12 protein-coding genes and 1 pseudogene are annotated in these 14215 nt (G+C 62.8%); 9 read left to right on the top strand and 4 right to left on the bottom strand.

Annotation, left to right across the window (positions count from 1 at the left end; all coding sequences use genetic code 11):
- Positions 1 to 20 precede the first annotated feature (20 nt).
- The 8 genes and pseudogenes from EJ066_RS11035 (at position 21) to EJ066_RS11070 (ending at position 10045) form a co-directional block, all read left to right on the top strand.
- Positions 21 to 670 (top strand): annotated as a pseudogene (locus tag EJ066_RS11035) (RNA-binding protein).
- A complete protein-coding gene (gene infB, locus EJ066_RS11040; RefSeq protein WP_126037645.1) occupies positions 667 to 3231 on the top strand; it encodes a translation initiation factor IF-2 in 2565 nt (854 codons plus the stop codon). The pseudogene EJ066_RS11035 and the gene infB overlap by 4 nt, the downstream one beginning before the upstream one ends.
- Before the next feature lie 135 nt (positions 3232 to 3366).
- Positions 3367 to 3792 carry a 30S ribosome-binding factor RbfA gene (rbfA, locus tag EJ066_RS11045; protein ID WP_126037648.1) on the top strand — a complete coding sequence of 142 codons (426 nt, stop codon included), beginning with the start codon at positions 3367 to 3369 and terminating at the stop codon, positions 3790 to 3792.
- Entirely contained in the window at positions 3792 to 4757 is a 966-nt protein-coding gene (truB, locus tag EJ066_RS11050) for a tRNA pseudouridine(55) synthase TruB (RefSeq protein ID WP_126037651.1), read from the top strand. Before rbfA ends, truB begins: the two co-directional genes overlap by 1 nt.
- 45 nt (positions 4758 to 4802) lie before the next feature.
- Positions 4803 to 5891, top strand: coding sequence for a magnesium/cobalt transporter CorA (gene corA, locus EJ066_RS11055; protein ID WP_126037654.1), 1089 nt, complete (start codon positions 4803 to 4805; stop codon positions 5889 to 5891).
- Between the two features lie 89 nt (positions 5892 to 5980).
- A complete protein-coding gene (rpsO, locus tag EJ066_RS11060) occupies positions 5981 to 6355 on the top strand; it encodes a 30S ribosomal protein S15 (protein WP_281035458.1) in 375 nt (124 codons plus the stop codon).
- 414 nt (positions 6356 to 6769) lie between these two features.
- Positions 6770 to 8917, top strand: a complete 2148-nt coding sequence (pnp, locus tag EJ066_RS11065; protein WP_126037657.1) for a polyribonucleotide nucleotidyltransferase — start codon at positions 6770 to 6772, stop codon at positions 8915 to 8917.
- Between the two features lie 114 nt (positions 8918 to 9031).
- On the top strand, positions 9032 to 10045 hold the full coding sequence (locus EJ066_RS11070; RefSeq protein WP_126037661.1) for a class I SAM-dependent methyltransferase: 1014 nt from the start codon (positions 9032 to 9034) through the stop codon (positions 10043 to 10045).
- Positions 10046 to 10088: 43 nt separating this feature from the next.
- On the opposite strand, the gene fabI is transcribed toward EJ066_RS11070, so the two are convergent.
- From fabI to fabA, 3 genes are all read right to left on the bottom strand, one after another.
- Positions 10089 to 10901 carry an enoyl-ACP reductase FabI gene (gene fabI, locus EJ066_RS11075; protein WP_126037664.1) on the bottom strand — a complete coding sequence of 271 codons (813 nt, stop codon included), beginning with the start codon at positions 10899 to 10901 and terminating at the stop codon, positions 10089 to 10091.
- A 12-nt stretch (positions 10902 to 10913) separates the two neighbouring features.
- Complete coding sequence (gene fabB / locus EJ066_RS11080; protein ID WP_126037667.1) at positions 10914 to 12134, bottom strand: beta-ketoacyl-ACP synthase I; 1221 nt, start codon at positions 12132 to 12134, stop codon at positions 10914 to 10916.
- A gap of 117 nt (positions 12135 to 12251) precedes the next feature.
- Positions 12252 to 12770, bottom strand: a complete 519-nt coding sequence (fabA, locus tag EJ066_RS11085; protein WP_023802127.1) for a 3-hydroxyacyl-[acyl-carrier-protein] dehydratase FabA — start codon at positions 12768 to 12770, stop codon at positions 12252 to 12254.
- 242 nt (positions 12771 to 13012) lie between these two features.
- Between fabA and irrA the strand changes: the two genes are divergently transcribed.
- Positions 13013 to 13444 carry an iron response transcriptional regulator IrrA gene (irrA, locus tag EJ066_RS11090; protein WP_126037670.1) on the top strand — a complete coding sequence of 144 codons (432 nt, stop codon included), beginning with the start codon at positions 13013 to 13015 and terminating at the stop codon, positions 13442 to 13444.
- Between the two features lie 65 nt (positions 13445 to 13509).
- Here irrA and EJ066_RS11095 read toward each other — a convergent pair whose 3' ends face one another.
- The gene (locus tag EJ066_RS11095) at positions 13510 to 14067 is read right to left on the bottom strand and encodes an SH3 domain-containing protein (protein WP_126037672.1); all 558 of its coding nucleotides are present in this window, start codon (positions 14065 to 14067) and stop codon (positions 13510 to 13512) included.
- Between the last annotated feature and the right edge of the window lie 148 nt (positions 14068 to 14215).

A 14215-nucleotide genomic window follows, 5' to 3' on the forward strand; every position in this document is an offset into this window, starting at 1 on the left:
ACAACCCGCCCTTGGACGAGATGAACGATCGCACTTGCATCGTCACGCGCAGACAGGCCGAACCGGATGACCTGATCCGTTTCGTCGTCGGCCCGGATTCGGCCGTCGTTCCGGATATCAAGAAAAACCTGCCCGGCCGCGGTTGCTGGGTGACGGCCGACCGCCTACATATCGACAAGGCGGCAGCGAAGAACCTGTTCGCTCGCGCCTTCAAGGCGCAGGTGGCCGTGCCGACCGATCTCGGCGGCATGGTCGACGGGCTGCTTTCCAGATCCGCTCTGGGTATGCTCGGTCTTGCCCGCAAGGCAGGCGCGATCGCGCTCGGCGCCACCAAGGTCGAGAGCGCGGTGCGTGGCGGGCTGGCGCTTTTCGTGCTCCATGCAGCCGAGGCGTCCGATGACGGTGTGCGCAAGATCAGCCAGGCGCGGCGGGCAACCGTCCACCTCGGCGGTCCCGCCATCCTTGCCTACAAACTTTTCTCCGAGGCCGAGTTGAGCTTGGCATTGGGGGTACAAATGTGATACATGCTGCCGTTCTCGCGGGAGACGCGGGCAGGGCGGTCCAGAAGCGTATGGTTGCGCTCGACCGATATCGGGGCGGTTCCCCGGACGATCTGGCAATGCTTGCGGCCGTTGCTGACGAAGATGATGCCGCAGAGGATATGGAATGAGCGATACGAAATCGGGCGACGACAAGACGTTGAGTGTTACGCCGAAGAAGACCTTGACGCTGAAGCGCCCCGGTACGGAACAGGGCACCGTGCGCCAGAGCTTCTCGCATGGCCGCACCAAGGCGGTCGTGGTCGAGACCAAGAAGCGCAAGTTCTCGATGCCCGGTGACAAGCCGGAGCCGGCCGCTGCCCCCGCGTCCGTCTTCACGCCGAAGCCGCCGGTCGCGGCAGCGCCCGTTGTGCAGGAAGCGCCCAAGGCGCCGCCGCCCGCGCCCGTCGAACGCGGTGGCATGGTGCTGAACGAATTGTCGCGTAACGAGATGGAGGCGCGCCGCCGAGCCCTGGAGGGTTCGAAGGTGCGCGACGTCGAAGATCGCCAGCGTGCCATCGAGGAGGCCAAGCGCCGCGCCGAGGAGGAAGAGCGCCGCCGACGCGAGCGCGAGGAATCCGCGCGCCGTCAGGCCGAGGAAGAAGCTCGGTTGCAGGCCGAGGCCGAGTCCCGCCGACGTGCCGAGGAAGAGGCGCGCCGCCGCGCGCCGCTGGCCGCCGAACTGGCGACAGTCGACGACGAGGACGTCAAGCCAAAGCGGGCCGGCGCCGGTGCCCCGGTGCGCCGTCCGGTCACGCCCGAAGTGGCGCGTCCGGCCAAGCCGACCAAGGGCGAGGAAGATCGCCGCCGCGGCAAGCTGACGCTGAATGCCGCACTTTCCGATGAGGATGCGCGTGCTCGTTCGCTGTCGTCGATGCGCCGGCGTCAGGAGAAATTCAAGCGCGCGCTGCATAACGAACCGCGCGAGAAAGTCATGCGCGAAGTGATTCTGCCCGAGACCATCACCATCCAGGAACTGGCGCAGCGCATGTCCGAGCGCGCTGTCGATGTGGTCAAGTTCTTCATGAAACAGGGCCAGATCCTGAAGCCTGGCGACGTCATCGACGCCGACACCGCCGAGCTGGTCGCTACCGAATTCGGCCACACGGTTCGCCGCGTTGCCGAGTCCGACATCGAGGAAGGCCTGTTCAACATCGCGGATCGTCCCGAAGATCTCGAGCCGCGTCCGCCGGTGGTGACGATCATGGGCCATGTCGACCACGGCAAGACCTCGCTGCTCGATGCAATCCGCAGCGCCAATGTCGTGTCCGGCGAGGCCGGCGGCATCACCCAGCATATCGGCGCCTATCAGGTCGAGAAGAATGGTCACAAGATCACCTTCATCGACACGCCCGGCCACGCCGCCTTCACTGCGATGCGCGCCCGCGGCGCTCAGGCGACCGATATTGCCATTCTCGTGGTGGCGGCCGACGACAGCGTGATGCCGCAGACGATCGAGTCGATCAGCCATGCCAAGGCGGCCGGCGTTCCGATCATCGTGGCGATCAACAAGATCGACAAGCATGATGCCGACCCGCAGAAGGTGCGCTCGGAACTGTTGCGCCACGAAGTCTTCGTCGAATCAATGGGCGGCGAGGTGCTGGACGTCGAAGTGTCGGCGACCAAGGGCACCAATATCGACAAGCTGCTCGAAGCGATCCTGCTGCAGGCGGAAATCCTCGACCTGAAGGCCAATCCGGACCGCACCGCCGAGGGCGTCGTCATCGAGGCCCAGCTCGACAAGGGTCGCGGTCCCGTCGCCACGGTGCTGGTCCAGACCGGCACGCTGATGCCCGGCGACATCCTTGTTGCCGGCAACGAATGGGGCCGGGTGCGCGCGCTGGTCAACGACCGCGGCGAACAGATCAAGGAAGCGCCGCCGGCGATGCCGGTGGAGGTGCTCGGTCTGCAGGGAACCCCGCAGGCCGGCGACCGCTTCGCCGTCGTCAACAACGAGGCCCGCGCCCGCGAGATCACCGAATATCGCCAGCGTCTGGCGCGCGAGATGGCAGTGGCAAAGCATGCCGGCCAGCGTGGTTCGCTCGAACAGATGATGTCGCAATTGCAGACGAGCGGGCTGAAGGAATTCCCGCTGGTCATCAAGGGCGACGTGCAGGGCTCGATCGAGGCGATCAATGCGGCGCTGGACAAGCTCGGCACCGATGAGGTGCGTGCGCGCATCGTCCATGCGGGTGCTGGCGGCATCACCGAAAGCGACGTGTCGCTGGCGGAAACATCGGGTGCCGCCATCATCGGCTTCAACGTCCGCGCCAATGTGCAGGCGCGCGCCGCCGCCGCTGCGGCGGGCATCGAGATCCGCTACTATTCCATCATCTACAATCTCGTGGATGACGTGAAGGCGGCGCTCTCCGGCCTGCTTTCGCCGGAGCGTCGTGAGACCTTCATCGGCAATGCGGAGATCCTTGAGATCTTCGACATCACCAAGGTCGGCAAGATCGCCGGCTGTCGTGTCACCGAAGGCAAGGTCGAGCGCGGTGCGGGCGTTCGCCTGATCCGCGACAACGTCGTCATCCACGAAGGCACGCTGAAGACCTTGAAGCGCTTCAAGGACGAAGTTGCGGAAGTCCCCGGTGGCCAGGAATGCGGCATGGCCTTCCAGAACTACGAAGACATGCGCGTCGGCGACATCATCGAGTGCTTCCGCGTCGAGATGGTGACCAGGACGCTCTGAGTTCGAGCATCCCAGGCCAAACAAGAAGATGGAGCCTGATCCATTCCGATTCCATCGGGATGGATCAGGCTCCAAACCATATGAGACATGCGGCGCGGTCCCATCCCGCGCTTCACGATTTCAGGACAAAGAAAAATGCCCCGTTCAACTACATCAGGCCCATCCCAACGCATGCTGCGCGTCGGCGAACAGGTGCGTCATGCGCTGTCCGAAACCTTGCAGCGCGGCGAGATCATCGATCCGCTGATCGAGAATGCGGTGGTTTCGGTCTCGGAAGTGCGCATGTCGCCCGATTTGAAGATCGCCACAGCCTTCGTCTCGCCGCTCGGCGCCGGCGATGCCGATGCGGTGGTCGAGGCGCTCAACAAGCATGCTAGGTTCGTGCGTGGCCGCGTCTCAGGCGCGCTTAGGCAGATGAAATACATGCCGGAATTCCGCTTCCGCCTCGACACTTCCTTCGACAATTTCGCCAGGATCAACGAACTGCTGAAATCGCCCGAAGTGGCGCGCGACCTCGGCAGCGACGACCAGAACAAAGACAACGACAAGGACGAAAAATAGTGGCGCGTCGCGGCAAGAAGAAGGGCCGGCCGATCTCCGGCTGGCTGGTGCTTGACAAGCCTGTCGGCATGGGGTCGACCGAAGCCGTCTCCAAGATCAAATGGCTGTTCCAGGCGGAGAAGGCCGGCCACGCCGGCACGCTCGACCCGCTCGCTTCCGGCATGCTGCCGATAGCGCTCGGCGAGGCGACCAAGACCGTGCCCTATGTCCAGGACGGCGCCAAGGTCTACCGCTTCACGGTCGCCTGGGGTGAGGAGCGTTCGACCGATGACCTCGAAGGGCCGGTGACGAAAAGTTCCGACCAACGTCCGGCAGAAGCCGAAGTGCTTTTGCTGATGCCGAAATACACCGGCGTCATCATGCAGACGCCGCCGCAATTTTCGGCGATCAAGATATCGGGCGAGCGCGCCTACGACCTTGCCCGCGACGGCGCGACGGTCGACATCCCGGCGCGGGAGGTCGAGATCGGCCGTCTCGACCTGATCGAGCACAATGCGGATCGCACCATTTTCGAGGTCGAATGCGGCAAAGGCACCTATGTGCGCTCGCTGGCTCGTGACATGGGCCGCGACCTCGGCTGTTTCGGCCACATCGCCGAACTGCGCCGGATCGAAGTCGAGCCGTTCACGCAGGAAGACTTCGTCACCATCGCCGAGCTGGAAGCCGCCCGTTTCGGCGAACGGAGCGCGAATTCGGATTCAGCGGAGACGGTGGACGCGCCAGTCGACTTCGATGCCATCGACGCGCTTCTGGTCGACACGGCAGCTGCACTCGACTGCCTGCCGCAGGTGGCGATCAGCGACGATGCCGCGACAAAAATCCGCCTCGGCAATCCAGTCATCATCCGTGGCCGCGACGCGCCGGTGGAAGCTGAGGAAGCCTGCGCCACGGCGCGCGGCAAGCTGGTCGCCATCGGCGCCATCGAACAAGGCATGTTCAAGCCGAAGCGGGTCTTTGCCGGGTGAATCCCGTCGTCTAATCTCGATCAGGCGTAACATCCGAGGGGGCACATGGCAAAGGCCGAGACGATCAAGAGGCGGGCGCCGGCGAGAACACGGCGGCCGCCAATCGGCGCATCACCTGGTACGCTGATCGCCGATCCAGCGGCGCGCCGGACCGAACTGCGGCTGACGCTGATCTCGCCCGACAAGTTCAAGACGATCGACAACGCCAGCATCGATGACGTCAACGCCAATTGCGATACATGGCCGGTCATCTGGCTTGACTGCACCGGTCTCGCCAGCATCCCCCTGATCGAGGAGATCGGCCGGATTTTCAGCCTGCACCCGCTGGCGCTGGAAGATGTCGTCAACACCGGCCAGCGGCCGAAGGTGGATTTCTTCGAGGACCATGCCTTCGTCGTCGTCAGGATGATCGACGACGTCACTGCGCATCGTTACGAGCAGGTCGCGGTCTTCTTCGGCGAGAACTTCGTCGTCACCTTCCAGGAGCGCGAAGGCGATCCGTTCGATCCGGTGCGCAAGCGCATCGAAAGCTCGGTGCCCAACCGGTTGCGCACACGCGGCGCCGACTATCTGGCCTATGCGCTGATCGACGCCATCGTCGACAGCTATTTTCCGCCGATCGAGGCTGCCGGCGCATTGGTCGACAGCATCGAGGACCAGATGCTGCGTGCGCCGGACAAGCACCAGATGCGGCAGCTTCACGAGTTGCGGCGCGACGCCAACGTGCTGAAGGGGGTGCTTTGGCCGATGCGCGATGCGCTGGCGACGCTGATCCGCAACGACGCGCCCTGTGTGAAGGCCGAGACCAAGGTTTTCCTGAACGACACGCTCGATCATTCGCTTCGGCTCATCGAACTGGTCGAAACCCAGCGCGACATGCTGACCGGCCTGATCGAAATGCATTTGTCGCTGACCCAGGCGCGCACCAGCGATGTCATCAGCGTCCTGACGATCGTTTCGGCGATCTTCATCCCGCTCACCTTCCTCGTCGGCGTCTGGGGCATGAATTTCGAAGGTTCGCCATGGAACATGCCGGAGCTGAAGGCCTATTACGGCTATCCGGCGGCGCTTGTGTTCATGGCCCTTGTCGCGCTCGGGCTAATCGCTTTCTTCAGATGGAAGAAGTGGCTTTAGCGTAAGCTGAAAATCTTCATTTCTTTCGCAAAAGCCACGAGAAAGCCGGCTTGTGAATTGGGCTGGTGTTTTTGCCTGAATTGCACTATATGCGCCGCAGCATCGTGCAATGGCACGTTGCTTGTACCGGCCCCTGCTGGACGACATCCCGGCTGAGGGCGTCCCGTTTCCTCAAACAGATAAGGAAAAACACGATGTCGATTACTGCCGAGCGCAAGAAGGAATTGATGGGTGAATTCGCAACCGCCAAGGGCGATACCGGGTCTCCGGAAGTCCAGGTGGCCATCCTTTCCGAGCGCATCAAGAACCTGACCGACCACTTCAAGGACCACAAGAAGGATAACCATTCCCGCCGTGGTCTGCTCGCTCTCGTCTCCCAGCGCCGCAGCCTGCTTGATTATCTCAAGCGCAAGGATGACGCGCGCTATCAGACGCTGATCGAGAAGCTCGGTCTGCGCCGTTGACGAATTGACCGGCGGGTTCTTTCGAGGGCCCGCCGGTCGCGCATTGGAGCATCGGACCTATCCGGCGCTCCGATGAAGGAAGCAGGGCGCCGTGTGTCGAACTGGACGCGCAAAGTGACGCCTTGAAAGTTTGAATTTGCGCATGATGCCTTCCGAGGACCGCGGTTTTCGGGATCATGCGCAAGGCCAGTCGAGTCGATTGGCCAGACCGGTTTCGAGAGCGCACAGGGCCATTCGAAACCGCCCATGGACGGTCATGGGGCAGGATTGCAGGACGCTCGCCCGGCCAGCCGCGCCGGATTACCCGAGCTTCCCGTTGTCTTGCCCGTGGCTGCCCGAGAAACGAAGCCAAGGGAAGGGGGCATTCGCGCACGGTGAAACGGCGCGGCCCTTTCCGCATATGAAGGACAAGACATGTTCAATCACCACAAAGTGGAAATCGAATGGGGCGGCCGTCCGCTCATCCTCGAAACCGGCAAGATCGCGCGTCAGGCTGACGGCGCGGTGCTAGCCACTTACGGCGAAACCAAGGTTCTCGCCACCGTCGTTTCGATGAAGGAGCCGAAGCCCGGCCTCGATTTCTTCCCGCTGACCGTCAACTACCAGGAAAAGACCTATGCCGCCGGCAAGATCCCGGGCGGCTATTTCAAGCGCGAAGGCCGTCCGAGCGAAAAGGAAACGCTGGTCTCCCGCCTCATCGACCGTCCGATCCGCCCGCTCTTTGCCGAAGGCTACAAGAACGACACGCAGATCGTCGTCACCGTCGTCCAGCATGATCTCGAAAACGATCCGGACATCCTGTCGATCGTCGCCACCTCGGCGGCCTTGACGCTGTCCGGCGTCCCGTTCATGGGCCCGGTCGGCGGCGCGCGCGTCGGTTACATCAACGGCGAATATGTGCTCAATCCGCATGTCGACGAGATGCAGGAGTCCAAGCTTGACCTGGTCGTCGCCGGCACCGCCGACGCCGTGCTGATGGTCGAGTCCGAAGCCAGGGAACTCGGCGAGGATCTGATGCTCGGCGCCGTCATGTTCGGCCATCGCGGCTTCCAGCCGGTGATCGACGCGATCATCAAGCTGGCCGAGGTCGCCGCCAAGGACCCGCGCGATTTCACCGCGCCGGACTATTCGGCGCTTGAAGCCGAGATGCTGAAGATCGTCGAAGGCGAACTTCGCGATGCCTACAAGATCACCGACAAGCAGAAGCGCTATGCCGCCGTCGACGCCGTCAAGGCGAAGGTCAAGGCTGCGTTCGCGCCGGCCGAAGGCGAGGAAGCAAAGTACACGTCCGAGCAGGTCGGCACCGTGTTCAAGGAGCTCCAGGCCAAGATCGTGCGCTGGAACATCCTCGATACCGGATCGCGCATCGACGGCCGCGACCTGAAGACGGTTCGCAAGATCGTCTCCGAAGTCGGCGTCCTGCCGCGCACCCATGGCTCGGCGCTGTTCACCCGCGGCGAGACCCAGGCGCTGGTCGTCGCCACGCTCGGCACCGGCGAGGACGAGCAGTATGTCGATTCGCTGACCGGCATGTACAAGGAGAAGTTCCTCCTTCACTACAACTTCCCTCCCTATTCTGTCGGTGAAACCGGCCGCATGGGTTCGCCCGGCCGCCGCGAAATCGGCCACGGCAAGCTCGCTTGGCGCGCGATCCGCCCGATGCTGCCAACCGCCGACCAGTTCCCCTACACGCTGCGCGTCGTCTCGGAGATCACCGAGTCCAACGGCTCGTCGTCGATGGCCACCGTTTGTGGTACCTCGCTGGCGTTGATGGATGCCGGCGTGCCGCTGGCGAAGCCCGTCGCCGGCATCGCCATGGGTCTCATCAAGGAAGGCGAGCGCTTCGCCGTGCTCTCCGACATCCTCGGCGACGAGGATCATCTCGGCGATATGGACTTCAAGGTTGCCGGCACCGCCAACGGCATCACCTCGCTGCAGATGGACATCAAGATCGAGGGCATCACCGAGGAGATCATGAAGATCGCGCTGGACCAGGCCAAGGATGGTCGCCAGCACATCCTCGGCGAAATGGGTCATGCGCTCTCCGGCGCGCGTGCCGAACTCGGCGAATTCGCGCCGCGCATCGAGGTCATGCACATCCCGACCGACAAGATCCGCGACGTGATCGGCTCTGGCGGCAAGGTCATCCGCGAGATCGTCGAAAAGACCGGCGCCAAGATCAACATCGAAGACGACGGCACGGTCAAGATCGCTTCGTCCAACGCCAAGGAGATCGAGGCGGCGAAGAAGTGGATACACACCATCGTCGCCGAGCCGGAAGTCGGCGAAATCTACGAGGGAACGGTCGTCAAGACCGCCGACTTCGGCGCTTTCGTCAATTTCTTCGGTCCGCGTGACGGCCTCGTCCACATCTCGCAACTCGCCAACGATCGCGTCGCCAAGACCTCCGACGTCGTCAAGGAAGGCGACAAGGTCTGGGTCAAGCTGATGGGCTTCGACGAGCGCGGCAAGGTCCGCCTGTCGATGAAGGTCGTCGACCAGGCCACGGGCAAGGAAATCGCCCGCGAAAAGAAGGCCGAAGGCGAAGAAGACGCCGCCTGAGCGGTCTGACCACAGCATAGAAGCGGGCGCGCCGGAAGGTCGCGCCCGTTTTCATTTTCAAGACAAGCCAGCCGCATTTCGAGATCGAAGCCAGCTGCATTTCGAGATTAATGAATGTCCGCCGAGCCGCTGAAGACACTCTTCCATCCTTTCGGGGCCGAGGCTGTTCCCTTGCCGCGCAAGGGCGAGCGTGTCCTCTTTCTAGGTGCCGTGCCGGGTTTGCGCCTGCCCGAAGGCTTCGATGCCGCACTGGATCTGGTGCAAGGCTTCCGGCCGCATTTTCGTGCGCTGCAGGGGGCGGGCTTCACGGTCACGCCGCGCCTGGAGGGCGAAGGTTTCGATGCGGCACTGGTGCTTGCCGGCCGGCATCGCGGGCAAAACGAATTGCGCATCGCTGAGGCGATGGAGCGTACGACACCAGGCGGATTGATCGTCGTCGCCGGCGCCAAGGACGATGGCATTGCCAGCCTGCGCAAGCGCATCGACGAGCTTGTGCCGCTCGATGGCAATTTGCCGAAACATCACGGCATCGCCTTCTGGTTCCGTCGGCCAGCCGATGCCGCGGCCGCGGCAGCGCTTCGCGCCACCAATCCAGCGCTTCTGGTCGAGGGCCGTTTCCGCACAGCGCCAGGCATGTTCTCTTTCGACAAGATCGACGCAGGTTCGAAATTGCTGGTGGAAAACCTGCCTAACGACCTGCGTGGCAGCGTTGCCGATTTCTGCGCCGGCTGGGGCTATGTGGCGGCCGAGGTCGCCGCAGGCTCGCCCGGCATATTGGCGCTCGATCTCTACGAGGCCGATTTCGATGCGCTGGAGGCGGCAAAAGGCAACCTCGGCAGCACGGTGGCGGAACCCAATTTCTTCTGGATCGATCTTCTGAGCGAGCCGGTCGAGCGCCGCTACGACGCAATCGTCATGAACCCGCCCTTTCACCGCAGCCGGGCCGCCGAACCGGAGATTGGCGCCGGCATGATCCGCGCAGCGGCGAAGGCGCTGAAACCGGGCGGGCGGCTGTTCATGGTGGCGAATCGCCAGCTCCCCTACGAGCCGGCGCTGACGGTCGCCTTCTCCAGCCACGCCGAGATCGCCCGCGACGGCATGTTCAAGGTTCTCGCGGCGCGCCGCTGAGCCGGCGCGGATTGGCTAGGCGTCGTTTATCCTACCGGCCAAATTAGTCCCGGCTGGTGTCGGTCTGCTTCAACTCGTCGAGCGTCGGCATCGAAACGATGTGGTAGCCGGAATCGACATAGTGGATTTCGCCGGTGACGCCCGACGACAGGTCGGACAGGAGGTAGAGTGCAGAACCACCGACTTCATCGATGGTCACTGTACGGCGCAGCGGCGAATTGCGCTGCTGGTAGGAAAACATGTGGCGTGCGTCGGAAATCCCGGCACCGGCCAATGTCCGCACCGGTCCCGCCGATATGCCGTTCACCCTGATGCCGCGCGGGCCGTAGTCGTTGGCGAGATAGCGGACGCTGGCCTCCAGCCCGGCCTTGGCGACGCCCATGACGTTGTAGTTCGGCATGACGCGGACCGAACCCGCATAGGTCAGTGTGATCATCGAGCCGCTGTCCTTCATCAGCTTGGCGGCATGGCGGGCGATCTCGGTGAAGGAGTAGCAGGAGATGACCATCGTGCGGACGAAATTGTCGCGGCTAGTGTCGGCGTAAAGGCCCTTCAGCTCATTCTTGTCGGAGAAGCCGATGGCATGGACGACGAAGTCCAGCCCGCCCCAGGCCTCGCCCAAGGTCTCGAAGGTGGCGGCAACCGATGCGCTGTCCTCGACGTCGCAAGGGACGACCAGCGAGGTGCCCAGCTTGTCGGCGAGCGGCTTGACCCGGCGCCCGAAGGCTTCGCCCTGATAGGTGAAGGCGAGTTCCGCCCCATGTTCGGACAGTTTCCGGGCAATGCCCCAGGCGATCGAATGATCGTTGGCGACACCCATGACAAGCCCGCGCTTGCCCTTCATCAATCCGTCCATGGTCGGCAATCCTTATGCGGAATAGCGCTGGAAAATCAGCGTAGCGTTGGTGCCACCGAAACCGAACGAATTGGACAAAACAGTGTCGATCCTGGCGTTATCGATGCGTTCTCGCACGATCGGCATGCCTTCGAATTCCGGATCGAGCTGTTCGATATGGGCGCTCTCACCGATGAAGCCGCCTTGCATCATCAGGATCGAGTAGATCGATTCTTGCACGCCGGCTGCACCCAGCGAATGGCCGGTCAGCGATTTCGTCGAGGTGATGAAAGGCATCTTCTCGCCGAACACCTCGCGGATAGCACCCATTTCCCTGGAGTCGCCGACCGGCGTCGAGGTGCCGTGCGTGTTGATGTAGTCGACCGGCGAAGAGACTGTCGCCAGCGCCTGTCGCATGCAGCGCACCGCGCCTTCGCCCGAGGGCGCCACCATGTCGTAGCCGTCGGATGTCGCGCCATAGCCGACGATCTCGGCGTAGATCTTGGCGCCGCGCGCCTTGGCGTGCTCGAGCTCTTCCAGGACCAGAACGCCGGCGCCGCCGGCAATGACGAAGCCGTCGCGATCGACGTCATAGGCGCGCGAGGCGGCCGATGCCCTGTCATTGAACTTGGAGGACATGGCGCCCATCGCGTCGAAGAGGTCCGACATCGTCCAGTCGAGATCCTCATGACCGCCGGCGAAGACGATGTCCTGCTTGCCCCACTGGATCAGTTCATAGCCATTGCCGATGCAATGCGCCGAGGTCGAGCAGGCTGAAGAGATCGAGTAATTGACGCCGTGGATCTTGAACCAGGTGGCGAGCGTCGCCGAAGCGGTCGACGACATCGCCTTCGGCACCGCGAACGGACCGATGCGCTTGGGGCTGCCGTTCTTGAGGGTGGTTTCGGCTGCCTCGACGATGGTTCGGGTCGATGGTCCGCCCGATCCCATGACGATGCCGGTGCGCTCATTGGTGACGTCGCTCTCGCCGAGGCCGGCGTCCGCGATCGCCTGGTCCATGGCGACATGGTTCCAGGCCGCACCCTGCGACAGGAAGCGCATGGCACGACGATCGACCATGGCGGAGGGGTCGAGCGTCGGCGCCCCCCAGACCTGGCAGCGGAAACCGTGTTCGGCGAAGGAATCGGAGAAGCTGATGCCGGATTTGGCATCGTGGAGTGAGGCCTGCACCTCGTTAGCATTGTTGCCGATCGACGACACGATGCCGAGGCCTGTCACTACGACCCGTCTCATTCGCAACTCCTTCCAGCGCATGAGCCCGAAACCTGTCGGACAAGGATCATGCGCACATTAAGATTCTACAGCTTCCTTTGTGCGTCCCAAGGACTTGCGGCGCTGTGGAGACGCCTGTCAGGCGGCGGCCGATTGCTTGGACAGACCCACCTTGAGGTCCGTTGCTGCGTATATGGGTTCGCCATCCGCCTTCAGCCAGCCATCGGCGATACCAAGCACCAGCCGCCCGCGCATCACGCGCTTGAAGTCCACGCCATACTCCACCTTCTTGACCGACGGGGTCACCATGCCCTTGAACTTGACCTCGCCGGTCGAGAGCGCCATTCCCTTGCCCGGCTCGCCCAGCCAGCCGAGGTAGAAGCCCGTCAATTGCCACATGGCGTCGAGGCCCAGGCACCCCGGCATGATCGGATTGCCGATGAAATGGCAGGCGAAAAACCACAGGTCCGGCTTGATGTCGAATTCCGCGCGGATGAAGCCCTTGTCGAAGGCTCCGCCCGTCTCGCTGATCTCGGTGATACGGTCGAACATCAGCATCGGCGGATATGGGAGCTGGGCGTTTCCAGGCCCGAACAGCTCGCCGCGGGCGCAGGCAAGAAGTTCCTCGTAATCGTAGCTGGATTTCGAAACCGCCATCAATCTCGTCCCCGTAATCGTCCCGGGCGGTAGGGCGCCCTTGTCGTTGGTTTCCTAACACAATCTATTTCAGGCCGGAAACCGGCGTTTGCGCTTAACCTGCCCGTCTGCCTGGGTCAATGCGCGCTATTGATCGTATTCGGCCGACAGAATATATGTCGGGAGTGTCTAGTTTCGGTCGATGTTCGTTTTTTGCCATTCTGGGCATATGTTGGGGCGAAACTGTGAGCTTGGACGGATAGATGGATCTGGGCTGCCGGAAGGAAAATGTCGCTGTGGACAAGCGGGTTCGCGAAGCTGGCCTGAGGCCGACGCGTCAGCGCATTGCGCTGGCCGATCTGCTTTTCGCCAAGGGCGACCGCCATCTGTCGGCCGAGGAACTACACGAGGAGGCGATCGCCGCCGGCGTGCCGGTGTCGCTCGCCACCGTCTACAACGCCCTTCACCAATTCACCCAGGCGGGTCTTCTGCGCATTCTGGCCGTCGAGGGATCGAAGACCTATTTCGACACCAACACCTCCGATCACCATCACTTCTACATAGAAGGCGAAAACAGGATCTTCGACATCGCCAGCGGTCCTGTCACGGTTTCCAACCTGCCGGAGCCGCCGGAAGGCATGGAGATCGCCAATGTCGACATCGTGGTAAGGCTGCGCCCCAAACGCTGCGGTTGACCGGCGCTTCATGAGGCCGCGAGATACCGTCTCGGCCGCTAGACACCCGAACTGATAAGAAGGGGTCAGTTTTTGACCCGTTCCCCCGGATAGGCACCCCAGACAAGCGACTGGGCGAGCCAGCCGGTATGTCCGTCGAAGGTCATTTCGCACCACTGGCCATCACAGGACTTGATCGTGCCCATGGCGCCTGGCTCGATGAGCGCAATGATGCTGGCATCCTTTTGCGGGTCGTCGAGAAGGTTGATTCGGGCATCCTTGCCGCGCTGCCAGGGCGCCACTATCGCCGTGCGGCGACCTGAAAGCAGCGACTGGTTGATCCAACCTTCCGAGCCGTCGGCATCGCGCACACGACGCCAGGTGTCGAATTCCTGGATGATTTCCATAGGCAGGCCGGGTTTCATGTACATCCAGTCGACGGAATAGTTGACGCCTGGTCCGACGCGGGAGTTGACGCGGGCCGCTTTCAGGCTGACGAAACGCGGCAGCGGCAGGCCGCTCGGTCCGAGCGTGACGCTCTGGGCCGGTGCTGCCGCACCCTGTGCCGCCGCAAGCTGGGAGTAGAGGAGAGCGCCGAGAAATGCTGCGCTGAGGATCAGGCGAAGCGACGCGAAACCAGACACTTTCATTCCTTTCGGCGCCGGCCTATCGGCCTTTGGCGCCCCTTTTTCTTTGTCTTCGGCGGAACCTCTTGTTACATGGATAACTGGCACCGCGACCGGCTTCCAGTTTCGCCCGTCTTGGTTAAAGAGGTCTCAACGAGATCGGGTT

This window comes from Mesorhizobium sp. M9A.F.Ca.ET.002.03.1.2 (genome assembly GCF_003952365.1).
In the GTDB taxonomy this organism is placed as follows: Bacteria; Pseudomonadota; Alphaproteobacteria; order Rhizobiales; family Rhizobiaceae; genus Mesorhizobium.